This window comes from Verrucomicrobium spinosum DSM 4136 = JCM 18804 (assembly GCF_000172155.1).
GTDB lineage: Bacteria > Verrucomicrobiota > Verrucomicrobiia > Verrucomicrobiales > Verrucomicrobiaceae > Verrucomicrobium > Verrucomicrobium spinosum.
Genome location: NZ_ABIZ01000001.1, coordinates 7,035,411 through 7,061,385 on the forward strand (window position 1 = coordinate 7,035,411; position 25,975 = coordinate 7,061,385).

A 25,975-nucleotide genomic window follows, 5' to 3' on the forward strand; every position below is an offset into this window, starting at 1 on the left:
AAGGCAGCGAACCCACGCCGTCAAGCGAATCACACCCGCCACCCGCCCCGACTCTGCCCCCGTCAATCCGCCGCCCGCCCAGGCACCTTGATCACCGCATCCATCAAGATCTTCAGCGCGCTCTCCGTCTCCTCCGCTGATGCCGCCACCGCCCCGCTCGCTTCCGGACGGGACACACGGATCTTGAAAATGTGATTCCGCAGACCAGTGACAAAAAGCTGGGAGAACACCTTCACCGGCTCCTCCCCCTCCTTCCGCACCAGCGAGAGCGAATACGTCACCGAGAGCCATGACAGCTTCTTCCCCGAGGGCAAATCCAGCGTCACCTCGCTCTCTTCCGCCATCTTCACATCCGCATAGTGGCCCCGGCGCTCCATCTCCTTGATGTCGCCCATCGACTGCTGGCACGCGTCCTTGATGGTTTTGTCATCGATCCCAGTGCGGATCAGCGGCGTGTCCAGGTCATAGAGATACACCGTGATCCACGTGCCACCCGGCACCCGATACACCCGCGAGGCCCCCAGCCCCGGATCATCGTACGTCTGCACCCCGCCATCCACCTCAAACACCCCTGCCTTCTCCGGCAGCCCCGCCAGCATCACCTCTGGCACATCCTTCGCCAAGGCAGGCACCGTTGCGATCAGGCAGATGAGCAGCACGCAACATCTGGAAAACCACGTCATGCGCACAAAGCCTGTCTTCATGGTGATCAAGGAAATGACAAGAACTCAACAGGGCCTCAACCCCGCTCAACGGTTGCCAACGTAACAGAAAGCCGCCCCCAGCAGCAAGAGGAATCCCGCCGTCTCTGCGATGGCCCGCACGTGGTGATACCAGAGCCAGCGATCCCGCACCTCCTCCCAGTCCGCAAGGGGGGAAGCGCAGGCCGCTGGCCTGCCCCCCAAGCTTCCCTTCCACAACGCTCCCAAGCCATAAGGGACCGCATGCTTCCAGCGGGCTGGCTTCTGCATCTTGCTGAAGCCCTCAGTCAAACGTCCCTCCGACATCACCAGCCACCCGGCCACCCCAAAACCCACCACCCCCAACACCTGGCGACGAAGTCGCTGTGGAGTGCGTGCGTGAAGCGCCGCTTTCGCCTGCCGACAACACCCCTCCCCCTGCGACACACCATCCGCCAGCCCGCATCATCTCCACCGCCCCTCCCCTGCTACCTTCTCAAGGTTCAAGGCAACAATCGCGATCCACCAAAGCGGCGCTTCACGCACGCACTCCATAGCCCCGCAAGCGGGGCCAGGTGCTGACCGCCTCCAGCAATCAGACTTTTCCCACAGCTTTCTGCATCCCTTGCACACTCGCCTCGATCATCAAACCTTCGTGCCTTCGTGTGAGAAAAAATCCCCGCACACCCATCCCCCCCAGACCTCAAGTCTTGTGTCTTGTGTCTTGAGTCTTCCAGTCTTGTGTCTCCTGCGCAGCAGGCCAGTCTTCTGTCTCCGCCGCAGGCGGCGCTACTGCGTTGCAAACTTCGTCAGCAACCCGCGCTTCCGCGTCGTGTTCAACGTGGACGAGAAGATCCACCCCGCCACCCCAAGGAACACGACGTTCAATCCGCAGGCCCAGAAGAAGTGCGGCCAGTTGAAGGTGTGATGACTCAGCATCTCCCGCATGCCTTCAAACACATGCGTGGAAGGCAGGGCCTGGGCCACATACTGCACCCACTCCGGCTTGATCATCGCCACTGGGTACACCACCGCAGTGAACGGCTGGATGAAGAACGGCACCGCCCAGGCCAGGGACTCCGCGGCCTGGCCCCAGCGCAGGATCAGCGCGGTGGAGATCATGCCCAGCGCCCAGCCTGTCACCAGCAGGTTCCCAAAGAAGGGCAGAATGGCCCAGTGCATCTCAAACACGCTGAACTGGTAAAGTGAAAAGGAAATAACCGACAGCATCGTCACCGTCACCAGGATGCGGAAGAACCCGATGATGAACGTGGCCGCCAGGTACTCCATGTTGCGCACCGGAGCCACAAACACGTTCAGGAGGTTCCGCGTCCACACGTCCTCCAGGAACGAGATGGCCACGCCCTGCTGCGCACGGAAGATCACATCCCACAGAATGATGCCGCCCAGCAGGTGCCCCACGATCGTCGGGATCGCCGCCCCCGCATGCTCCTTCAGATACATGCTCAGATAGCCCCAGATGAGCAGCTCCACGATGGGCCAGAAGATCAGCTCAATGAGCCGCATGGGCGTGCGACCATAGAGATACAGGTAGCGGAGAACAAGAGCGCTGACGATGCGTGGATTCATGCCTTGGAAATGAGTCGGGAAAGTCGGGAGTGAGAGAGAGGGGAGAGGGAAGCCGGGTCCTAGGGGGAGGCAGAAGCACCTTCCGCAGCCGTCACCGCCAGGTCGCCGCTGCGGGCGATCTTGATGAACACCTCCTCCAGCGAGGCCGCATCAGCCTTCTTCACAATCTCCTCCGGGGAACCCTCGGCCACGATCCGGCCCTTGTGCAGGAAGATCACCCGGTCGCACACCTCCTCGATGTCCTTCATGAGGTGGGAGGTGTACAGGATGCTGATGCCACGCTCCTTCTGCACCTTGCGGATGGTCTTGCGCACCTTGTCCGCAATGTCCGGGTCCAGGCTCGCGGTCGGCTCATCCAGCAGGAGGAGTTCAGGATCATTAAGCAGCGCCTTGCACAGATTCAGCCGCGTGCTTTCCCCGGCGGAGAGTTGCCCCGTCACCCGCTTGCGCAGGTCTGCGATCTCAAAGAGCTCCAGCAGCTCCGTGATCTTCTGCTTCACATTCGACACGCCGTAGATCTTGGCGAAGACCGTCAGATTCTGCCAGACCAGGAGATTGTTCGGCAGGCTGGTGTAAGCAGAGGAGAAGTTCGCCCGCTTCAGCACCTCCAGGCGATGCTTCACAAAATCCATGCCAAACGCCCGGATCGTGCCCGAGGTCGGCGTGGTCAGCCCCAGCAACATGTTCATCGCCGTGGTCTTGCCCGCGCCATTCGCCCCCAGCAGCCCCAGCACCTCGCCCTTGTGGAGTTTGAAGTTGAACCGGTCCAGGACGGTCACACCGTCGAACTCCCGGGTCAGGTCAGTGGCTTCGAGGATGACTTCACGATCAGCGGCGCTCATGGGTAGGGCGGTGAGCATAGCTTACGCGGCGGGGATGCAAGCCGGATTCCGCAACAATCCCTCCGCCAAACCACCCAAGTTCGTATCCTCATATCATCATGCGTTCATGCGAGCTTGAAACCTCGCGCCCAACCCGCTAACATGTCCCATGCCTGCCCAACCCAATGCCCGCCCTGAACTGGAAGCGCTTCTCCGCAAGCGGATCCTGGTCATTGACGGTGCCATGGGCACCACCATCCGCGGCTACGGTCTCAGTGAGGAAGACACCCGGGGCAAACGCTTTGCCGATGCGCCAAAGGACCTCAAGAACAACGGCGACATCCTCTCCCTGACCCGCCCGGACGTCATCGGCGACATCCACCGCCGCTTCCTCGTGGCCGGCGCGGACATCATCGAGACCAACACCTTCTCCGGCTCTTCCATCGCCCAGAGCGAGTTCTTCAAAGAAGACCCGCGCGAATCCGGCAAGGGCCGCAAGGACCCCGCCTTCTACCAGGAGGTCATGGACGACAAGTTCCTGCGCGACCTCGCCTGGGACATCAACTACGAATCCGCCCAGCTCTGCCGCAAGTGGGCAGACAACATCGGCAGCGACACGGGCCGCAAGCGCTACGTGGCCGGGGCTATCGGGCCGCTCACCGTCTCTCTCTCCGTCTCGCCAGACGCGGACGACGCCGGATTCCGCGTCGTCACTTTTGACCAGGTGGTGGAGGACTACCGCCGCCAGGCCCGCGCCCTCATCGCCGGCGGGTGCGACATCCTCCTCGTCGAGACCATCTTCGACTCCCTGAACGCCAAGGCGGCCATCGTGGCCCTCCAGGAGGTCTTCAAGGAGGACGGCCTGGAACTGCCCCTCATGGTTTCCGCCGCCGTCGGTCTGGGTGGGGAAACCATGATCTCCGCCCAGAAGGCCGAGGCCCTCTGGAATGCCGTGCGCAGCGCCAATCCGCTCGCCATCGGCCTGAACTGCTCCCTGGGCCCGGACAAGATGCGCCCGTTCCTCTCGGAACTCTCCGCCAAGGCGGACGCCTTTGTCTCCGCCTACCCGAACGCCGGGATGCCCAACCCCCTCACCCCCACGGGCTTCGATCTCGAACCGAAGCACATGGGCGAGTACATCACGGACTTCGCCGGTGCTGGGCTGGTGAACTTCGTCGGCGGCTGCTGCGGGAACACACCCGACCACATCGCCGCCATTGCCAAGGCCGCGGAGCAGTTCGCCCCTCGCGAGATCCCCGTGATCGAGCCCCTGCTGCGCCTCAGCGGCACCGAGCCCTTCACCCGGGAGAGGGACTCCAACTACCTCATGATCGGCGAGCGCACAAACGTCGCCGGATCGCCCAAGTTCGCCAAGCTCATCAAGGAGAACAAGCTGGAGGAGGCCGTCGGCATCGCCCGCCAGCAGGTGGAGAACGGCGCGAACGTCATCGACATCTGCATGGACGAAGGCCTCATCGACGGCGTCGTCATGATGGACAAGTTCCTGCGCCTCGTCACCGCCGAGCCGGAGATCGCCAAGGTACCCTTCATGGTGGACTCCTCCAAGTGGGAGGTCATCGAGGCCGGCCTGAAGTGTCTCCAGGGCAAGGGCATCGTGAACTCCATCTCACTCAAGGAGGGCGAGGAACTTTTCAAAGAACGCGCCCGCACCATCAAGCGCTACGGCGCTGCCACGGTGGTCATGGCCTTCGATGAGAACGGCCAGGCCGCCACCTATGAGGAGAAGATCCGCATCTGCGAGCGCGCCTACCGCATCCTCGTGGACGAGGTGGACTTCAATCCCGAGGACATCATCTTCGATCCCAACATCCTCACCGTCGCCACGGGGATGGAGGAGCACAACAACTACGCGGTGGACTTCATCGAAGCCACCCGCTGGATCAAGCAGAACCTCCCCGGGGCCAAGGTCAGCGGCGGCGTCAGCAACATCAGCTTCAGCTTCCGCGGCAACAACAAGGTGCGCGAGGCCATGCACAGCGCCTTCCTCTACCACGCCATCAAGGCGGGGATGGACATGGGCATTGTGAACGCCGGGATGCTGGAGGTGTACGAGGACATCCCGCAGGAAATGCTCGTGAAGGTGGAGGACGTGCTCCTCAACCGCCGCCCGGACGCCACCGAGATCCTGGTGGACTATGCCGAGCAGTTCAAAGGCCAGACCGGCGCGAAGAAGCAGGAGGTGGATCTCGCCTGGCGAGAGCAGTCCGTGGGCAAGCGGCTGGAGCACGCCCTGCTGCGCGGCATCACCGACTTCATCGACCAGGACACGCAGGAGGCGCTGGATGAACTGAAGGTGCCCCTCAAGGTCATCGAAGGCCCCCTCATGGACGGCATGAGCGTGGTGGGCGACCTCTTCGGCGCGGGCAAGATGTTCCTCCCCCAGGTGGTGAAGAGCGCCCGCGTCATGAAGAAGTCCGTGGCTTACCTCGAACCCTTCATGGAGGCGGAGAAAGAGGCGCGGGCGCGCCTGGTTGTGGTCGGCCAGGAAGTCGCCACGCAGACTGCCGCCATCCTGGCACCTGATTCCCAGGTCAGAGAAGTCACCCTGTCCGAAGGTTTCACTTACACCCCCTATCCCGGTCTCACGTTGGAAGAGCGCCGTCTGGAAGTGAAGTTTGCAGCCGAACTGGCAAGCAATCTTGAAGCGACCGCCGACCGCTATGAGGCCCAGTTCGGCCACGTGCTGGATCGCAACGATGCCCAGGAGCTGTGCAACGAGTACGCCGCCAGCCGGGAGTCCCGGCAACGCTGGAGCGTGGCCACGCTGAATCCCGCGGGGGCGTTCATTGACTGGCTGTTTGCAAAGAAACTACGGGAATTGCCACCCGAGAGCCTCGTTGTTTTCAATGCCGGCGGACAGGGCAGCGGCAAGACGACAGCCACGGGCAGACTGTCCATGGCCGAGGCCGAACTGATCATGGACGGCACGCTGCAAAACCCTGTGCGCAGCCGGGCCCACATCATGGCCGCCCTCCAGGCTGACATGTTTGTTGAAGTGCGCTTTGTCCACTGCCCTTGGGAGCAGGCGGTCAGAAACATGGCCCAGCGTGCCGCACAAGAAGGCGGACGTGTGGTGCCGCTCCATCGAGCTGCTGGCGGACATTTCCAAGCCGCCCGAACCTCGCTTGCGCTCTGGGCTGACCTCAAGGACACGGAAACCTTCCGATTGTTCGTGGTGGAAAACACCCACAATGACTCTCCCGTGGTTCGCAGTCCCGACTGGCTGATGGACCGTTTTCACAAATCGATTGATGATCTTCTCAAGTCCGGCGAAACTACCCTCCATGAGCACTTTACTGAAAACCGCTCAGACTCCCTCTACTCCGACAGTCTCCTCAACCTCTTCCTCCAAGGCAGAGCGGGCAGCGGAACGATTCCGCAAGATCGAGCAGGCGACATTGAAGGACCTGGAGGAGGCCCAGGCGGAGCGCCAACGGAAAAAGGCCACGAAAGCCTGACCTTTACCGATCTCCTGCCGGCAGAACTAGCCCAATCGGGGGCGGGCGTGATCGTGCTCGCCACAGTCAAAGGGGACGTGCACGACATCGGCAAGAACATCGTCGGCGTGGTCATGGCCTGCAACGGCTTCCGCGTCATCGACCTGGGCGTGATGGTCTCCTGCGACAAGATCCTGGAGGTGGCCAAGGCGGAAAAGGCCAACGTCATCGGCCTCAGCGGCCTCATCACCCCCTCACTGGATGAGATGGTGCATGTGGCCAAGGAGATGGAGCGCAACGGCTTTACCGTGCCCCTGCTCATCGGCGGGGCCACCACCAGCGCCGCCCACACCGCCATCAAGATCGCCCCGCACTACAAGGAGCCCATCGTCCACGTGCTGGACGCCTCCCGCTCCGTGCCCGTCATGACCTCCCTGCTCAGCGAGGAGCAGAAAGCCGGGTTCAAGGTGCAAAACGAAGAGCGTCACGCGAAGCTGCGCGAGCAGTACGCGCAGCGCGATGATGCCAGCAAGCTCCTGCCCCTGGCCGAGGCCCAGGCCAAGGGGTCCCAGTTCGACTGGAGCACTCAGGAGATTGCCGTGCCCGAGTTCACCGGCGTGCGCGTGTTTGATCCGCTGCCCATCAGCGAGGTCGTGCCGTTCATCGACTGGTCCCCCTTTTTCCACACCTGGGAACTCCGCGGCCGCTGGAACGAGGAAGAACAACGCTTCAAGAGCGCCCTGCCCGAGTTCCAGGACCAGGTCGAGCCCGAGGCCGCCAAACTCTACAAAGACGCCCGCGCCATCCTCGATCAGGTCATCGCGGAGAACCTCTACACCATCCGCGCCTGCTTCGGCTTCTTCCCCGCCAACCGCATTGGCGATGACATCGAGGTGTACACAGACGAAACCCGCACGGAGGTGCGCTGCGTCTTCCACACCCTGCGCCAGCAGATGCCCAAGAAGGACAAACCCAACTACGCCCTGGCCGACTTCGTCGCGCCCAAGGACAGCGGTCGCGCCGACTACATCGGCGGCTTCTGCGTGGGCATCCACGGAGCCGACGAATGGGCGGAGAAGTTCAAGATCGCCCTGGACGACTACAACGGCATCATGGCCAAGGCCATCGCCGACCGGCTCGCCGAGGCCACGGCCGAGTACATGCACAAGCAGGCCCGTCTCGCCTGGGGCTATGAGAAGCCCGAGGAACTCAGCAACGACGACCTCATCCGCGAGCGCTACCGCGGCATCCGCCCCGCCCCCGGCTACCCCGCCCAGCCGGACCATACGGAGAAGCCCATCCTCTTCGACCTGCTCAACGCCACCGAGCGCACCGGCGTCTTCCTCACGGAAAGCAACGCCATGCACCCCGGCGCCGCCGTGAGTGGTCTCTACTTCGGTCACCCAGATGCCCGGTACTTCGCCGTCGGCAAGATCAACAAAGACCAGATCGAAGACTACGCCGCCCGCAAAGGCGAGACCGTGGAGCACATGGAGAAATGGCTCGGCCCTTGGCTGGCGTATTGAGGGGGGGGAGGTTCGGGGGAGTGTTGGAGCGGGGGAGTAATGGAGTGATGTGAAACCGCATAAAGGAGGCGGGGGTTCCCAGCCCCGCACCTTGCGTGCGCGCATCGATCACCGACGCTCAAACCACAAAATAACACCCGTCGGCAGCGTTGGAGTTCCGCGTTTACGCGGTCAGTAGGCACTACCCCTGACTCCTCGAACCCGCCTCCCCCACCCCCAACCCTCCCGGGCTGTAGGGCGACCGCTCCGGTTGCCACCTCAGGAGCAACTCGCTCCCCTTCCCGCTCCGCCCACCCCACAGACCGCGGGGCCGGAGACCCCGCCTCCTTTACTCTGCAGCCACCTCACCTCGACGCTTGTTCGCCGGCACAGGAGGCGGGGGTTCCCAGCCCCGCACCTTGCGTGCGCGCATCGATCACCGACGCTCAAACCACAAAATAACACCCGTCGGCAGCGTTGGAGTTCCGCGTTTACGCGGTCAGTAGGCACTACCCCTGACTCCTCGAACCCGCCTCCCCCACCCCCAGCCCTCCCGGGCTGTAGGGCGACCGCTCCGGTTGCCACCTCAGGAGCAACTCGCTCCCCTCACCGCTCCGCCCATCCCACAGACCGCGGGGCCGGAGACCCCGCCTCCTTTACTCTGCGGCCACCTCACCTCGACACTTGCTCCAGCTTAATTTGCCAAAGGGAGATCAATGACCTCGCCAGCTTTCCCTGATGGCATTGGCATCTATGCGGTCAGGACACAACCGCCCAGCGCTCCCTGTATCACAAGCGACCTTAGTGTTGGAGCACCGACCTCAGTCAGCAGAAGTCCCGCTGTCCTCAGTCGGCCTGGAAGCGGGGAGGACAGGGAGCGATCATCGTGCCGTCCTCGTTATCGGCAATTACCTCCAACTCAGAACGCAAACCCAGCTTCACCGCTTAAGAGCGGTCAGGACACAACCACCCAGCGCGTCCGCACGTTCCCCACCAGGTTCATGAACCCACATCCGCCAGACGCATCCATCCCATCCAGCGCCAATTTCATTCTCCATTCCTCTCCTGAGTAAATGGTGGGCAGGGATGGGTTCGAACCATCGTAGGCGTAAGCCAGTGGATTTACAGTCCACCCCGTTTGACCGCTCCGGCACCTACCCGTCGTTCTGCGTGAGACACGCTAGAAGCGAGCCCTTAAATTGCTCGTGACGGCAAAACATGCAAGCGGATTTTGAATGGTTTCCGCAAGTTTTTTGAAGCCACGCCATTTGTCGCACGCGCTTTAAAGGGCTGGCGCTCATCCAGATGCCGAAATCGTCAGAACTCACTGGATGACCGGGCCAAACACCGGCGCATCTTGCCCCTGCCCAGGCGCGTTTCTTTGGGCAAACAGGGCGTGGGTTTTATGCAGTGAGCCGCCCTCGGCACACTCCCTGCTTGCTAACTTGCCTGTTCTTGACTAGTTTGGCTCCCCCCTTTTCCCGAGCGGGCAAAGGGGCGAACCTCGCATCCCCTTGTGGCCACATGACCAAGCATCCCTATTACGACGAACCAATTCCGAATGAAGGCACGCTCCATAACATGGATATGGAACGCGACGCCTGCGGTGTGGGCTTTGTAGCGCAGGTGGATGGTAAACGTAGTCGCAAAATTCTTGATTACGCCTTGGGCGGTTGTTGCGCCGTCGTGCACCGCGGGGCCATGGAGGCTGACATGAAGACTGGTGATGGCGCTGGTGTCCTCACCCAGATCCCCCACAAGCTCCTCCTCCCTGAGGTCGAAAAATTCGGTGTGAAGCTGGAGCATGAGCTCGACCTCGGCGTCGGCATGTTCTTCCTTCCCCAGGATGAGACCGCCCGCCTCCGCATTCAGCTCGTGGCTGAGAGCGTGGTGGACAAGCGCGACGTCACCGTCATCGGCTGGCGCAAGGTGCCCGTCAATGAGCGCGAGCTGGGCGAAAAAGCCCGCCGCACCATGCCCTTCATCACGCAGCTGCTGGTCCGGCGGCCGGAAGACATGGACGACGCCGCTTTCGAGCGCGTCCTCTTCCTGGCCCGGCGCGAGATCGAGCTGAAAGGCAAGCAGCAAGGCTTGGCGGACTTCTATATCCCGTCCATGTCCCACCGCACGGTCATCTACAAGGCTCTGGTCGTCGCGACCGCCCTGGAGAAGTTCTACTACGACCTGCAGGACGAGAACTACGAGACAGCCCTGGCGGTGTTCCACCAGCGCTTCTCCACCAACACGTTCCCGACTTGGGCACTGTCCCACCCCTTCCGCATGCTGGCCCACAACGGTGAGATCAACACCGTACGGGGCAACCGCAACTGGATGGCCTCCCGCGCCAGCGACTTTGAGCACCCCTGGTGGGAGGGCGATGAGCACCTCCTCAAAGGGTTGTGCGATCCCAAGCAGAGTGACTCAGCGTCCCTCGACGCCGCTCTGGAACTGCTCGTGCTCTCCGGCCGCAGCGTGACGGAGTCCATGTCCATGCTGGTGCCCCCGGCGTACGGCATCGATCCCACCACCACAGAGGAAGAGAAGTCCTACTACGAGTACCACTCCTGCTTCAGCGAGCCTTGGGACGGCCCCGCCGGCCTCATCTACACGGATGGCCGCGTCATCGCCGCCACCCTGGACCGCAACGGTCTGCGCCCCTCCCGTTACAAGCTGACGGAAGACGGCGTCTTCGCCCTTGGCTCGGAAGTCGGCATCGTGCCGCTGGATGACGCCAAGGTCATCAAGAAAGGCCGCCTCTCCCCCGGTGAGATGATCAGCGTGGACATCTCCAAAGGCGTGGTGACCTACAACGAGGAGATCAAGCAGCAGCTCGTCTCCCGCCAGCCCTATGGCGAGTGGCTCACGGAGCAGCGCGTAGAACTCACCGCGCAAGCCCCGCACGCCCCCAAGGAAGACCTCGACATCCTCGGCCTGTCTCAAAAGCAGGTCACCTTCGGCTGGAACAAGGAAGAGGTCGAAATGGCCTTCGCCCCCATGCTCGCACGTGGTGAAGAAGCCGTGTACTCCATGGGTGACGACGCGGCCCTGTCGATCCTTTCCAAGCAGCCCAAGCTGCTCTTCACCTACTTCAAGCAACTCTTCGCCCAGGTCACCAACCCGCCGATCGACCCCATCCGCGAACGCGGTGTGATGTCGCTCGACGTTGTGCTTGGCTGGCAGCGCAACTGGCTCGCCGAGACACCGGAGCACGCCCACGTGGTGCACCTGACCTCGCCGTTCCTCTTTGAGAACGAGCTTGAGACCCTGAAAGGCCTCAAGGACTTCCCCTGCCGCGTGCTCGACATCACCTTCCCGGTAAGCGAAGGCCCCGAAGGGCTGAAGAAGGCCGTGGACCGTCTCTGCAGCGAGGCCGAACAGGCCGTCAATGACGACATCCGCATCCTCATCCTGAGCGACCGCGCCGTGGACCACACCCGCGTGCCCGTGCCCTCCCTCATGGCCACCGGTGCCGTGCACCACCACCTGAACCGCAAGCAGGTGCGCATGCGCCTCAGCCTCGTGGTGGATTCCGGCGAAGCCCGCGACACCCACCAGATGGCCCTGCTGTTTGGCTTCGGTGCCTCCGCCGTCTGCCCCTACCTTGCCTTTGAGACCGTCCAGGAAGTGCTGGAGAAGGACAAGACCGCCCGCAAGCCCATCCTTGAAGGCTTCGACTTCGCCAAGGCTCTCACCTACTACCGCAAGGGGTTGGAGAAGGGCGTGTTGAAGATCATGTCCAAGATGGGCATCAGCGTGCTCAGCAGCTACACGGGAGCCCAGATCTTCGAGGCCGTCGGCCTTGGCAAGGAGCTCATGGACAAGTGCTTCACCGGCTCCCCATCCCAGATCGCCGGCATCGGCTTCAATGAGGTGGCTGAAGAAAGCCTCGCCCGGCACGCAGCTGGCTACGGCACCGCCGTGCCGGAAGCAGGCGCGATCGAACTCGCTGACCCAGGCTTCTACCGCCCGCGTCGTGAAGGGGAGATGCATGCTGTCACCGGTCCGGTGATCAGGAACTTCCACACCTTTGTGAAGTCCGGCAAGCCGGAGGACTATGAGTCCTACGTGAAGGCCCAGCTTGAGAACACCCCGGTGGCGCTCAAAGACCTGATGGAATTCGTGCCGTCCTCCGATGGCCCGATCCCGCTGGATGAAGTGGAGCCCATCGAAGACATCCGCGTCCGGTTCACCACCGCCGCCATGTCCCTGGGTGCGATTTCGCCTGAGGCTCACGAAGCCCTCGCCATTGCCATGAACAGCATCGGCGGCAAGTCAGACTCCGGTGAAGGCGGCGAAGACCCGCGCCGGTTCAAGCCGTTTGAAAACGGCGACTGGGCCATGAGCAAGATCAAGCAGGTGGCTTCCGGCCGCTTCGGCGTGACCGCAGAGTACCTGGCCAACGCCTGGGAACTGGAAATCAAGATGGCGCAGGGTGCCAAGCCTGGTGAAGGCGGCCAGCTCCCGGCCATGAAGGTGAACCGGCTCATCGCCCGCCTGCGGAACACACAGCCCGGCGTGACCCTCATCAGCCCGCCCCCGCACCACGACATCTACTCCATTGAAGACCTTGCCCAGCTCATTCACGACCTCAAGGAAGTGAACCCACGCGCCCGTGTGTGCGTGAAGCTGGTGGCAGAGTCTGGCGTGGGCACTGTGGCCGCCGGTGTGGCCAAGGCCAACGCGGACATCATTCTCATCTCCGGCCACGACGGTGGAACGGGTGCCTCCCCGCTGAGCAGCATCAAGCACGCTGGTCTCCCCTGGGAGCTGGGTCTGGCTGAAGCTCAGCAGGTGCTCATGCTCAACGGTCTGCGTGACCGTGTGACGTTGCGTACCGACGGCGGCCTCCGCAACGGTCGTGACATCGCCATGGCGGCCATCCTCGGTGCGGAAGAGTTCAACTTCGGCACCATCGCCCTCATCGCCCTCGGCTGTGTGTACGTGCGCCAGTGCCACCTGAACAACTGCCCGGTCGGCGTCGCCACCACGGATCCCAAGTTCCGCAGCCGTTTCAAAGGCAAGCCGGAGCACGTGGTGAACTTCTTCAACTCCGTGGCTCACGAAGTGCGCCAGATCATGGCCCAGCTCGGCATCGCGAAGATGAACGACCTCATCGGTCGTCCGGAATTCCTGCGCCAGCGCCATGTGCCGGATCACAAGAAGGCCAACCTGCTGGATCTTTCCCGCATCCTCCGCGACGTGGGCAAGGAGGCAGATGAAGATCTGCCGCGCATCTGCCGCGTGAACAGCAACGAGCGCATCAACAACCACCCGCTGGACGACAAAATCCTCCAGGCGGCGCAGGTGGCGATCAGCGACAAGCGCAAGATCAAGCCGCTCTCCTACAAGGTCGTTAACACGAACCGCAACATCGGCACCGGTCTCTCCGGCGAGATCGCCTTCCACCATGGCAACCACGGTCTGCCTGACGGCACGATCCAGGTGAACCTGGAAGGCAGCGCTGGCCAGAGCTTCGGCACCTTCCTGTGCGGCGGCGTGAAGCTGAACCTCACCGGGGAAGCGAACGACTACGTCGGCAAGGGCCTCTGCGGTGGCGAGATCGTCATCCGCACCCCGAACAAGACTCACCCAAGCTTCAAGTCCTGGGAAAACTCCATCCTCGGCAACACCGTCATGTACGGAGCCACCAGCGGCAGCCTCTATGCCGCCGGCCGCGCCGGGGAACGCTTCTGTGTCCGTAACTCCGGCGGTACCGCCGTGGTGGAAGGCATCGGCGACCACGGTTGCGAATACATGACCAACGGCCTCGTGGCGGTGCTGGGAAGCTTCGGCAAGAACTTCGGCGCAGGCATGAGCGGTGGCGTGGCCTACCTGCTCGATGAAGCCGGCATGTTCGACAAGCTGCACAACCCGGAGATGATCCGCGGTGTGCAGGTGTCCGAGCCCGAAGACATCAAGCAGCTTCAGCAGCTCATCTACAACCACCTGGAGAAGACGGACAGCGCCCGCGCCAAGGACATCCTTGACCGCTGGGATCACTTCCGCCCGCTCTTCGTCAAGGTGACGCCGAAAGTCGAGCCTGTGGCCCTGCCCCCGGAAGAAGAAGCTCCCGCGACGCTGGTCACTGCCTAAGCAGACGGTTCTCCTCCATCAATCGCTGAAAGGCGGGCTCCCAAAGGAGTTCGCCTTTTTTGTGTTTCCCATCAAAGGATTGACACTGCCGCAAAAAGCTGTGCGTTGTAACAACCCAACTCCGACCCCCCGGCGTGGAAAAAAACTACAAACTCAAGGATGGCTTCACCTCGGACCGACGCGTATCGGTGCCCGGTGAAGTGGTGCAGCAGGTTCGAGCCGCTTATGACAGCGGCCGCTACATGGATGCCTATGCGCTCGCCGTGGCCGGGGCAGGCCCGATGCAAGCCTGGCAGGGCCACGAGGCGCAGGTCATTGCCGCCCGGCTCAGCAACAATCTGGGGGCCGACCGCCTCAGCAGCCTTCTACTGACCCGTGCCCACCGGGAGCGCCCTCAAGATGCCGAGACGCGGCTTCACTACGGCTACCACGTATTGCACCGGCGCGGTCCCATGTCAGCATGGTCCCTTGCCGCGAAACCGGAATCTTGTGAGAATCTCACCCCGGAGCTTCATGCTGACCTGATCGCCCTGCGGGCCGCTGTGGCCGCGCTGTACCGGGACTTCAACGTCGCCGAATCCCTGCTCACCTCCGCGCTGAAGCTGGATCCGGAATCTGCCTGGCTGGCCACCGAGCAGGCCCGCTTCCTGCAGGCGCAGGAGAAGCGTGAAGAAGCACTTAGCCGGCTCGACGAAGCGCTCCAGCTCCGGCCGTGGTTCAGGCCCGCTGTTCAACATCGCGCCCGCCTGCTCCACCTGCTGAACCGGCATGGCGAGGCCGTTGCCTACCTGACGGAGGCCCTGAATCATCTGCAAAGCGGCGCGGTGGCGATGCAACTGGCCGTGCTCAAGCGCGAGATCGATGACGACGCAGGCATGCTGGACCTGCTGGATTTGTGCGAGCAATGGACCCCCATACCGTCCCTGCAGCATCAGGAGTGGCTGGCCGCCTGCCGCAGTGACGCCTACTACATGCGCGGCGATCTGGCCTCCGCCGCAGAGCAGGCGGAGAAACTGGGAGGCGAATACTACGAGGCCCTGGCAAGCCGCTACCGTGCCGCCACCGCCTCCGGCCCCCGCGTGCGCCTGCCGGTCAGCTTCGTGCTTCAGGGCCACCGCACCTGCGGCCCTGCCACCCTGGCGCTCATCGCTCAATTCTGGCACCACCCCGCGACTCAGGAACAGATTGCACAGGCCATCTGCTATGACGGCACCTACGACTACTCCGAACGCCAGTGGTGCGAGGAAAATGGGTTTGCCGCCCGCGAGTTTCACGTCACCTGGGACAGCCTGCGGCTCCTTCTGAATGCCGGGGTGCCCTTTGCGCTCGCCACGGTGGAGGTTGGCTCCGCGCACCTCCAGACGGTCATCGGGTACGATGAAATAAGAAAGACGCTGCTCATCCAGGATCCCGGTGAGCCCCACTACCGGGAGGTCGTGGCGGAGGAGTTCCTGGGCCGCTACAAGCTCACCGGGCCGCGGGGCATGGCCGTCGTTCCGGCAGACCGCAGGGCCTGGGTCAACTCCCTGCCCCTGCCGGACGCGGATTTCTACGATCTGAACTTCGCCTTCAACCGCGCCCTGGCCCGCCACTCGCGCGATGAAGCATGCAGCATCCTTGACCAGATGACAGCCCTGGGCCCGCTCCATCGGCTCACCCTGTTCGCGAGGCTCAGCCTCGCCGGGTTTGATCGCAACACCCAGGAGCACCACCAGGTGCTGCTGGACATGCTCACCCAGTATCCGGACGACATGCGCCTCTTGCAATGGCATGTGCAGTCCCTGCGGGAGCTCGGCCGCCCTGAGGAGCGGCTGCTCCTGCTGCGCCGGATCATCACCATGGAGCAAGCCCATCCCAGTTTCCTGCGGGAGCTGGCAGTGGAGCTGTCTGAAGACTACCGGCACCGCCACGAAACCCGGCGGCTCCTCTGGTGGGCGCATCGTTGCAGCCCGGTGGACTCGGCCGTGCTCTCTGCCCTGGCAGTGTGGCACTGGCGGGAACCCCGGCGCCAGGAGGCCCTCGACTTCTTCCGCTTTGCAGCCGCGCTTTCTGACAAGGTGGAAGCCTGGTCCGTCCAGTGGTTCAACGCCTGTGTGGCCCTCAACCGTTCAGAGGAGGCGCTGGCGTGGCTTCGCCAGCGTTATCAAGCCTACGGCGATCAATCTTCCGGCCCAGCCCTGACGCTGGCCGTGTGTCTGGAGCGCCTCTGCCTTACTGAGGAGAGCCTGGCGGTGGTGGAGGAGGCGGTGCGCCGCCGTCCGGATGACGGGGAACTCCTGGTGCACGCCTCACGTCTGGCCGCGCGGTTTGGCAAGATGTACGAGGCCCAGCTCCGGCTCCAGCGCGCCCGGCAGAAATGCTCACACGGCCAATGGCTGCGTGCGGATGCCGCCCTGGCCAGCCGGGAGGGCGACCATGCGCGCCAGCTTGCGATCTGGCGGGAGATCCTGCAGACCGAGCCGCTGGCCATGGATGCCCACCAGTCCATGGTGGCCCTCCTGGAGTTGGTCCAAGGAACCGCAGCCGCAGGCGCACATCTGCAGGAGGCGTGCACCCGCTTCCCGCAGCACTATGAGCTCAACCAGACTTACATCACCTGGCTCAGGGAGCACGCCCCGGAGGACGCCCGTTCCCCGGCCCTCGCCATGCTGGCCCACTTCCCGGACGATGCCTGGCTGCACCGTGAGATCGCCCACATCTGCCAGGCCACCGGCGGGTTCGAGGAAGCCATGACCCATGCGACGGCGGCAATCAACCTCGCCCCCCGTGCCCCCCAGAGCCTGGCAACCATGGCCATGGTCCTCCAGGCCATGAGCCGCACGGCCGAGGCAGAGGAACACTGCCGCAGGGCCTTGCAGGAGGACATCAATTTCGGCACCGCGCTCATCCAGCTGCTGGAGTGCACCAACGGCTCGACCCAGCGGGACGGCGCGCTCGATTTCATCCGGCATGAAATGATCGTCCAGGTGCTCAACGGTGAGACCCTTCACGTTTACCGGGTCCTTGCCTATGGCCTGATCGAGCCCCGCGAACTCATGGCCCACCTGCGGGAGGTGTGGCAGGCCCGCCCCGACCTTTGGGAGGCGTGGTCCGTGCTGATCTCCCAAACGCAGGACGCAGGCGAGCTGGAAGAAGCCGCCCGGCTCGCGGAGGAGGCCAGCCGCCGCTTCCCCCTGCTGCCCGGTGCCTGGCGTGATCTGGGGCAGATCATGCGGTTGCAGGGGCGCAATGAGGAGTCCCTGCGGGCCTTCCGCCGCACCACCGAGCTCAATCCAGACTGGGACCAGGCCTGGCAGGATCTCGCCCAGCTCCAGGAAGATCTGGGCCAGGCAGAGGACGCCCTCCACACCCTGCGCACCGCGCTGAAACGCATGCCGCGGGAGAACAACCTGCGCATGCTGCTGGCGATCTTTCTCTGGCGTGCAGGCGAGCGGCAGGAGCCCTGGGAACTCGTGGAATCCTGCCTGCGGGATGATCCCGGCCTGCAGAGAGCCTGGGGGATCCTCTCCGCCTGGGCCCCCCTCTTGCACCGCCAGCAGTCTCTGGAGGATCTGGCGCGCTCCGTCACCCGCGAGCACCCCGCCCAGGCCCGCCTCTGGATGATGCTGGCCCGCGTCCTCAGACCTGAGGCCGTGGAAGAACGGCTTCAGGCGGTGGACCATGCCCTCGCCATCCGGCCGCGCCTCGCCGAGGCCTACGACTTCAAGGCCATCCTCCTTTCGGAGCAGGGAAAGTTCGAGGAAGCACGCAAGGCTCTCTGGTCCGGCCCCTGGGGCACCGACCGCCCCGCCCAGCTGGCGGGCCGTGAAGCCTGGCTGCTCGTCCTCGAGGGCAAGCCCCAGGAGGGCATGATCGTCCTGCGCAAGGTGCTGAAAAAGCACCGCGACTTCCACTGGGGCTGGGAGCGGCTCTACGAGCTGGCCGAACACGTGGAGCAGCCCCTGGCAATGCGCGAGGCCGCACGTGAGCTGCTGCGCCTGAGCCCGCGCGATCCTGATGCGTGCAGCCGGGCCGCCCTCGTGGAGCTGGGCGCCGGCGGCAATGAGGCCCGCGCCGTCCAGCACCTGGAGCGCGCATTGCACCTCGAACCCGCCCACGACTTCTCCGCCCGGCAGCTGCTCGATCTCTACTGGCGGCGCAAAGATCTGGCCGGGCTGGAAAAAGCCTCCATGCTGATGCTGGCCACCGGTCCCACGGGCTGGGTCAGGAAGGCCTACTCGGTACTGGCCCATTGCCATCGCCGGAACTTGGAAGGCGCACGGGCGGGACTGAAGGAACTCGTGGAGTGTCAGGACGACATCTTCGATCTGCTGGGCCTTTTTGACACCACCGTGCTCAACGATACCCGGTACAAGAAGGTCCTCGTGGAGGTGATGGATGCCGCTGTCGCCGCAGACACCATTGGGCCCGCCTTCGCCCTGCTCTGGATCCGCGAGCAGGCCCGGCAGGGCAAGTGGCAGTGCTGGCGGCATTTCGACAAGTGGATCCCACGCATGCAGCAGCGCGCCGTGCCCGCCATTCATCAGCTCATTGATCTGGCGGCAGATACGTCAAAGGCGGGCGCCTTCCTGCCCGAGCTCCTACGAGAGCATCGTGATTTCATCCATCCCAATACTGAGCTGTGGGCCGCGGCCGGCCGTGCCCTGGCCACCTCCAACCTCGAGCTGGAAGCCGTGAACTGGATGAAGGGGGCCGAGACCCGCCCCGACATCCGTGGCTGGATGCTGGCCATCTACGAGATCGCCCTGAACCAGTTGAACCGCGGCCCGGAGGCCACGGAAGTCAGCCTCGCCGCCGTGAGGCTGGGAGTGCGGGACGACACCTGGCCCCTCCACGTGAGTCAGGCAGGCTTTGGCACCGCTCTGGCTGGCGATCATGAACAGGCCCAGTCCCTGCTCAAACTGGTCCCCCCCGGGGACGTGCCGCCCCAGTGGCGTCTGCTGCACACCCTGGGGGATGCCCTGACCAAGGTGCTGCCACTGCCCCGCCCCGAAGCCAAGGCGGCCTACAAGGTGCAGATCAACCGGCTCCGCGGCCTGGCCAAGTCCCTCCCTGCACCTACTCCCATCCTGTCAGGACAGTACACCCAGGCCGTTGAAGCCATGGCCGGCCACGCTGGGGTCGGGCTCTGGTCGTGGCAGAGGAAATCACCCAAGCCCAAGCGACAGACGGAAAACACGGGCAGCTCCTTGGCCAGCATCGGCCCCTTTCCCATTATCGCGATTGTGGTGCTGCTGTTCCAGGTGCTGCGGCACTGTGAACCGGTCCGCACCGGGTCAAGCTACGCCCCGATGCCCTCCCCGGAAGAACAAGATCGCAGCGCACGGAGGCTCCGTGAACTCCGTCAGGCGGTGGAGCACCAGAAACTCCAGGACAGGCTTCTCACGCCTTCGCCTCTTCCTCAGGTCCTGCCGGTGATTCCGCCAGGGCTGAATGGCAGGGACACCACCCCACCCGCCCCTCTACCGGGGAAACCGGTGCAGGTCTCTCCATCCCAGGCGGACTTCGAACGCTGGCTGGATCAAAAACCCAGTGGTCAAAGCGGAGCCCTCCCGCCTCCCCCCACCGTGACTCCGCCATCCCTGCTGGAGAATTGAAATCCAACCTTTTTGTCAGTGGCCAGTTTCCTGCTAGCAGGCAAAGTGGTGCCATTCACAGAGGATGAACTGGGTATGAGAGGACTGTTTTCCAAGCTATCAACACTGTGTCTGGGGGATGACGCTCTGGTCGCGGCGCGTCAGATGGCCGTCTCCCGCCAAACACCGGACCACCTGGGTGCCACGATCGTCGAGGGCGGTGTCCATTTCAGCATCTACTCCCGGGCGGCAGATGGGGTGGACCTCTGCTTGTTCGACCCGGCGGAGCCCTCAGAGGAGACGGGCCGGGTGCGCATGACGCGAGACGATGATGATGTCTGGCACGCCTTCGTGCCCGGGCTCACCGCTGGAGCCATCTACGGCTACCGCGCCCGCGGCCCCTGGTCGCCAACCCAGGGCAAGTGGTTCAACCCCCACAAGCTCCTGCTGGACCCCTACGCCAAGGCGCTCCTGGGAGAGCCCATCTGGCAGGAGACCTACCACAATGTCACCGAGAAATCCGTCCGCGATTTTCATGACAGCGGGCCGGGCGCGCTGAAATCCGTCGTGATCTCAGATGAATTCGACTGGGAGGGAGATGCCCTGCCCGCCGTCCCCTGGCAGGACACCGTGATCTATGAGCTGCACGTCAAAGGGATGACCATGCAGCACCCGGACGTGCCACCAGACAAGCGGGGCACCTACGCCGGGCTGGCAGATCCAGCCATCATCACCTACCTCAAGTCCATCGGCGTCACCTCCGTCCAGCTGCTGCCCGTGCACCAGCACCTTGACGATGGCTTTCTCCTTGCCAAAGACCTGACGAACTACTGGGGCTACAACACCATCGGCTTCTTTGCCCCGCACAGTGAATACGCCGCCACCCGCGATCCACAGGCCCAGGTGGCGGAGTTCAAGACGATGGTTCGGGATCTGCACAAGGCAGGGATCGAGGTCATCCTGGACGTGGTGTACAACCACACGGCTGAGGGGGACGAGAACGGACCCATGCTTTTCCTTCGCGGACTGGACAATGCCAGCTACTACCTGCTCAACAACGAAAACAAGGTGGTCAACTACACCGGCTGCGGGAACACGCTGAACGTCGCCAGCCCGGCCGCCCTGCGCCTCGTCATGGACAGCCTCCGCTACTGGGTGCAGGAAATGCACGTGGACGGCTTCCGCTTCGACCTGGGGGCCACCATGGGACGCCGTGGCGAGATCTTTGATATCGGTTGCTCCTTCTTCCAGGGCCTGGCCCAGGATCCCGTGCTGCGCCGCGTGAAGATGATCGCGGAACCCTGGGACCTCGGCCCCAACGGCTATCAGGTGGGTGGTTTCCCGAAACCCTGGCATGAGCTCAACGGCCGCTTCCGCGACAACGTCCGCTGCTTCTGGAAAGGGGACGAGGGACGCATGGCAGACTTTGCCAAACGCCTCTGCGGCAGCCAGGACATCTACGGCCCCGGTGGTCGCCCGCCCTCGGCCAGCGTGAACTTTCTCACCTCGCACGATGGCTTCACACTGCGGGACCTCTGGAGCTACAACAACAAGCACAACGAGGCCAACGGCGAGGAGAACCGGGACGGCGACAGCCACAACAATGGCTGGAACTGCGGCATCGAGGGCGACACCCGCGATGCGATCACCCTGAGTCTGCGGCGGCGGCTTGCCCGCTCCTGCCTGGCCACGCTCTTTCTCTCCCAGGGCGTTCCCTTCCTCACCATGGGGGACGAGCGCTGGCGCACCCAGCGGGGCAACAACAACGGCTACTGCCAGGACAACCCCATCAGCTGGATGGACTGGGCGACCAACCGGGAGTCCACCCGCATGCTGGAGTTTGTGAAACAGCTCGCCCGCTTCCGCCAGCTGCACCCCGTGCTTCGCCGCGCCAAATTCTTTGACGGCCGCGTCAATCCCTACACCGGCCGGCCAGACATCGCCTGGCTCTGCCGAGAGGGCCTGACCATGAGCCGCGAGGTATGGCACGCGGCAGAGACCCGCTTCATCGCCGCCGTGCTGGACAGTTCGCAAGGTACCAAGCGTGACAAAGCCGCCCCCATCTTGCTGTTGTTCAACAGCTCGCCAGAGGACATTGACTTCCCCATGCCGGAAGGTGCTTGGACCCTGGTCTTCGACACCTCCCGGGAGCCCTGTTTTCCCCGGGAATCTGACACGTCCAAGACATATGAAGAATCCTTTGCCTCAGCCAGTCGGTCCGTGGCATGTCTTGTGCTGAAATTGACCTAATGGCACCGCCCGCCCGCCGGAGTGCCAGCACCAGAAAGATTTGCAATGCGAAAAACGAAGATCCTCGTCACCCTAGGTCCGGCCACGGAAAGCGTTGAAAAGATCGAGGCCCTGATCCGCACGGGGGCCAACATTTTCCGGCTCAACATGAGCCATGCCTCCCACGAGTGGACGCGCAACGTGTACAACAGCATCCGGGACGCTGCCAAACAGCTCAACTCGGACGTGGCCGTGCTCATGGACCTCACCGGACCCTCCATCCGCACCGGCGATGTGGAGGCCCCGTGGCAGCTAAAAAAGGGCGACACGGTGGAATTCCGCACGGACGAAACCCTCGCCCCCATCGGCACCTACTCCACCACGGTCAACTACCCCGGCCTCACCCGTGACCTCAAGCCGGGAGACGCCATTGCCATTGATGGCGGCATGATCCAGATGCGCACCGTCTCCGCCATCGGCAAGCGGATCCAGGCCGAGGTCCTCACCGGCGGGGAGATGAAGTCCCGCCGCCACATTAACCTGCCTGGGGTGGATGTGAACCTCCCGCCCCTGACCAAGAAGGACTACCTGGACCTGGATCTGGGCGTCGAACTGGGTGTGGACTACTTCGCCCTCAGCTTTGCCCGTGAACCCGCGCACATCCAGCACCTGGAACTGCTGCTGGAGCAGAAGAACTCCCACGCCCGGGTCATCGCAAAAATCGAAAACCAGCAGGCCCTCAACAATCTCGACGCCCTCGTGCTCGCCTCCAAGGGCATCATGGTGGCCCGCGGCGACCTCGGCAGCGAGTGCCCCGTGGAGGACCTTCCCATCATCCAGCGTGACATCATCGAGCGCTGCTCCTACCATGGTCGCAAGGTCATCGTAGCCACCCAGATGCTGGAGAGCATGATCGAAAACCCTGTGCCTACACGCGCAGAGGTGACCGACATCTTCAACGCCGTGACCGAGCAGGTGGACTGCGTGATGCTCAGCGGTGAAACCAGCGTGGGCAAGTACCCTGATCGCTGCGTGGACGTGCTTCATCGCGTCATCAGCCGCACAGAGAAGCGCTACCCCTCCGGCCGCTTCGCCTCCGACGCCCCCATCAAGACCAACAAACATCGCGCGGTGAAATCCGCCATCGGCCTGGCCAACAGCATCCCCAACTCCAAGTTGCTGGTCTTCACCAAAGGCGGCACCACCGCCCACCTCTGCGCCCACCAGCGCCCCGAATTCGCGCCCATCTTCGCCTTCACCCCGAACCTCTGGATCAGCCGCACGCTCATGTCCGCCCGCGGCGTGTTCCCGTTCGTGATGGAGTTCAACAGCAAGAACCCCAGCACCACCATCGAGTCAGCCATCAAGATCCTCCGTGAACGCAGCCTTGTCCTCGCTGGCGATCCCATCGTCATCCTCAGCGACGTGCTGCATGATGAACTCATTGTGGATTCGATTCTGCTGAGGCAGGCGTAAGATACGTGAGCGGGATGGAAGTGCGGTTTAACCACAGAGGCACAGGCAACACAGAGGGATGAGGGGACTGAGCTGGAGGAAATCCCTCCAGTGCTCAGCACCTCCTCTTATTCTTTGTATGCCCGCAAACAGGGTTGGAGTTCCGCGTTTACGCGGCTCACGCCACAAGCCTTCGAGGGCATGCTCCTCAACTGATTCCAACAGCGGAGCGGTAGGCCCATAGCGACCATCGTCCACGCATCCTGCGCCCTTGCTCTGCACCCTCTCACCGCAGAAGAACCTTCCCGGTTCTTGTCCCCCACCACCCAGCGCCCCAAGAGCCGGGACGGCTCTTCCGCACTCTGCCGGTGCCTTGAGGACCAACGGTCCGGCTTCATACCAGCCTGGGGCAACGCCCCAGGTTGCATGCAATAACAAAATCATTGAGGGCTGAAAGCCCGGCATCATTCAGGAGCGCCACCCGCTGACAACCCGAACCCCTTGCCCCCCCAACTACAGAAGAACCTTCCCGGTTCTTGCCCCCCCCCAGCGCCCCAAGAGCCGGGACGGCTCTTCCACCTTGCCGGCACCCCACCCGGCCTCCATAGCGCCCGCCCCATTTCCGACCAACATCACTCCTCGAACCCGGAGGGTTCACCATGCGTAGCCATGGGTCGGCCGAGCGTAGCGAGGACTACCCATGGATATCCGCAACAACGCATTCTACCGCGGAGCGGTAGGCCCATGGCGGCCATCGTCCACGCATCCTGCGCCCTTGCTCTGCACCCTCTCACCGCAGAAGAACCTTCCCGGTTCTTGTCCCCCACCACCCAGCGCCCCAAGAGCCGGGACGGCTCTTCCGCACTCTGCCGGTGCCTTGAGGACCAACGGTCCGGCTTCATACCAGCCTGGGGCAACGCCCCAGGTTGCATGCAATAACAAAATCATTGAGGGCTGAAAGCCCGGCATCATTCAGGAGCGCCACCCGCTGACAACCCGAACCCCTTGCCCCCCCAACTACAGAAGAACCGTCTCGGTTCTTGTCCCCCACCACCCAGCGCCCCAAGAGCCGGGACGGCTCTTCCACCTTGCCGGCGCACTCCCCGCTCTCCCCCTCAGGTCTTCTGTCTTTCGTCTTCCAGTCTTCCATCTCCCCCCTCCTTCCCCCTTGCACACCACCCCGTTCTGGTTTGGGTTACACCCATGCGCACCCGGCTCCTCCTACCTCTGCTGCTCGGCATCGTCACCCTCGCCACCACTCCCCCGCGAGCCAACGCCGCCGAATCCCCCTGGGACCTCTCCCAACTCTCCAAGGCCCCCGCTCACGAGTGGCTCGTCAAAGACGGCCCCATGCGCGCCCTCACCTACACGGGGCTCCCCTTCCAGGGCAAACCGTCCCAGGTCTTCGCCTACTACGCCTCTCCCGCCACCCTTTCCCCCGCCACTGACGCCACCAAAAAATATCCCGGCGTCGTCCTCATCCACGGCGGCGGCGGCACCGCCTTCAAGGTCTGGGCGGAACTCTGGGCCAAGCGTGGCTACGCGGCCATCGCCATGGACCTCAGCGGCATGCGCCCGGAGGAGGCCGATCCCAATAAACGCACCCGCATTCCCGATGGCGGACCCGACCAGGGCCATCCCGCCAAGTTCGACACCATCCGCACCGAGGACATCACCGATGACTGGCCACTCCATGCCGTGGCCAACGGCATCCTGGCCCACTCCCTCCTCCTGAGCTTCCCGGAGGTGGACAAGGACCGCACCGCCGTCACCGGCATCAGCTGGGGCGGTTACACCACCTGCATCGTCGCCTCCGTGGACTCCCGTTTCAAAGCGGCCGTCCCGGTCTATGGATGTGGTTTCCTAGAACAAAACAGCTGCTGGCTCGGTGAGTTCACCAAACTCGGTCCGGACCTCACCAAGAAATGGGTGGAGCGCTATGACCCCTCCAGCCACCTCCCCCGCTGCACCGTGCCCATCTTCTTCATGAACGGTACCAACGACTTCGCCTACCCGCTCGACAGCTACATGAAGAGCTACGATGCCGTGTCCAAGACCGCCAAGAACATCCGCATCCAGATCAAGATGCCGCACGGCCACGGCGTGGGCTGGGAACCCAAGGAGATCGGCCTCTGGGTGGACCAGCAGCTCGGTCTGGGGGACGGCAAGGCACTCGCCACCTGCACCGCGCCCGTCCTCGCCGATGGCAAGGTGACGGCAAAAATCACCCACTCGCTCCCGGTGAAATCCGCGGCCTTCAACTACGCCCTGCCTGGCGAAGCCGTGAACAAACGCGAATGGAAATCCATCCCCGCCACCGTCGAAAACAACGTCGTGACCGCCCCTGCCGCTGAGCCCGGATCAGACATGTGGTTCTTCACCGTCACCGATGAACGCGACGCCATGGTGTCTTCTCCGGTGGCGTTTAAGTAGCCCCCAACAGCCAAACCTGCGCGCGGCAGGCAATTTTGGCTCGCCCCGCGCCTGGCTGAGCCTTACTATTTGCGCCGACACCCCTTCGCGGTGCGGCTTGGTCTGTGTCTGCGGCGCTGAAGTTGGCTTCGAACT

Annotated in this window: 10 protein-coding genes, 1 tRNA gene and 1 pseudogene; 7 read left to right on the forward strand and 5 right to left on the reverse strand. The window is 63.4% G+C overall.

Annotated elements, in window-relative coordinates; genetic code table 11:
* Positions 1–62: 62 nt before the first annotated feature.
* The 4 genes from VSP_RS28540 to VSP_RS28555 form a co-directional block, all read right to left on the reverse strand.
* The gene (locus tag VSP_RS28540) at positions 63–704 is read right to left on the reverse strand and encodes a hypothetical protein (protein WP_009965033.1); all 642 of its coding nucleotides are present in this window, start codon (positions 702–704) and stop codon (positions 63–65) included.
* 45 nt (positions 705–749) lie between these two features.
* On the reverse strand, positions 750–971 hold the full coding sequence (locus VSP_RS28545) for an anthrone oxygenase family protein (protein WP_075089706.1): 222 nt from the start codon (positions 969–971) through the stop codon (positions 750–752).
* 498 nt (positions 972–1,469) lie between these two features.
* Entirely contained in the window at positions 1,470–2,270 is an 801-nt protein-coding gene (locus VSP_RS28550; protein ID WP_009965035.1) for an ABC transporter permease, read from the reverse strand.
* Positions 2,271–2,329: 59 nt separating this feature from the next.
* Positions 2,330–3,112 (reverse strand): ABC transporter ATP-binding protein, encoded by a 783-nt coding sequence (locus VSP_RS28555; protein ID WP_156346213.1) that lies wholly within the window; start codon positions 3,110–3,112, stop codon positions 2,330–2,332.
* 148 nt (positions 3,113–3,260) lie between these two features.
* Here VSP_RS28555 and VSP_RS43870 point away from each other — a divergent pair.
* Both VSP_RS43870 and VSP_RS43875 read left to right on the forward strand, forming a co-directional pair.
* Positions 3,261–5,627, forward strand: a pseudogene (locus VSP_RS43870) (homocysteine S-methyltransferase family protein); the annotation flags it as partial.
* A complete protein-coding gene (locus VSP_RS43875) occupies positions 5,625–8,075 on the forward strand; it encodes a vitamin B12 dependent-methionine synthase activation domain-containing protein (RefSeq protein WP_425509800.1) in 2,451 nt (816 codons plus the stop codon). The pseudogene VSP_RS43870 and the gene VSP_RS43875, both read left to right, overlap by 3 nt.
* A gap of 1,053 nt (positions 8,076–9,128) precedes the next feature.
* On the opposite strand, the gene VSP_RS28570 is transcribed toward VSP_RS43875, so the two are convergent.
* Positions 9,129–9,214 (reverse strand) — tRNA-Tyr (locus VSP_RS28570).
* A 364-nt stretch (positions 9,215–9,578) separates the two neighbouring features.
* On the opposite strand from VSP_RS28570, the gene gltB reads away from it, so the two are divergent.
* The 5 genes from gltB (at position 9,579) to VSP_RS28595 (ending at position 25,840) form a co-directional block, all read left to right on the forward strand.
* Positions 9,579–14,147, forward strand: coding sequence for a glutamate synthase large subunit (gltB, locus tag VSP_RS28575; protein WP_009965039.1), 4,569 nt, complete (start codon positions 9,579–9,581; stop codon positions 14,145–14,147).
* A 134-nt stretch (positions 14,148–14,281) separates the two neighbouring features.
* Entirely contained in the window at positions 14,282–19,744 is a 5,463-nt protein-coding gene (locus VSP_RS28580) for a tetratricopeptide repeat protein (RefSeq protein ID WP_009965041.1), read from the forward strand.
* An 18-nt stretch (positions 19,745–19,762) separates the two neighbouring features.
* Positions 19,763–21,973: a glycogen debranching protein GlgX gene (gene glgX / locus VSP_RS28585; protein WP_009965042.1), complete on the forward strand. Its 2,211-nt coding sequence runs from the start codon at positions 19,763–19,765 to the stop codon at positions 21,971–21,973.
* Between the two features lie 45 nt (positions 21,974–22,018).
* Positions 22,019–23,428, forward strand: a complete 1,410-nt coding sequence (gene pyk / locus VSP_RS28590) for a pyruvate kinase (RefSeq protein WP_009965043.1) — start codon at positions 22,019–22,021, stop codon at positions 23,426–23,428.
* Positions 23,429–24,610: 1,182 nt separating this feature from the next.
* Positions 24,611–25,840: an alpha/beta hydrolase family protein gene (locus VSP_RS28595; RefSeq protein ID WP_009965044.1), complete on the forward strand. Its 1,230-nt coding sequence runs from the start codon at positions 24,611–24,613 to the stop codon at positions 25,838–25,840.
* Positions 25,841–25,975: the final 135 nt, after the last annotated feature.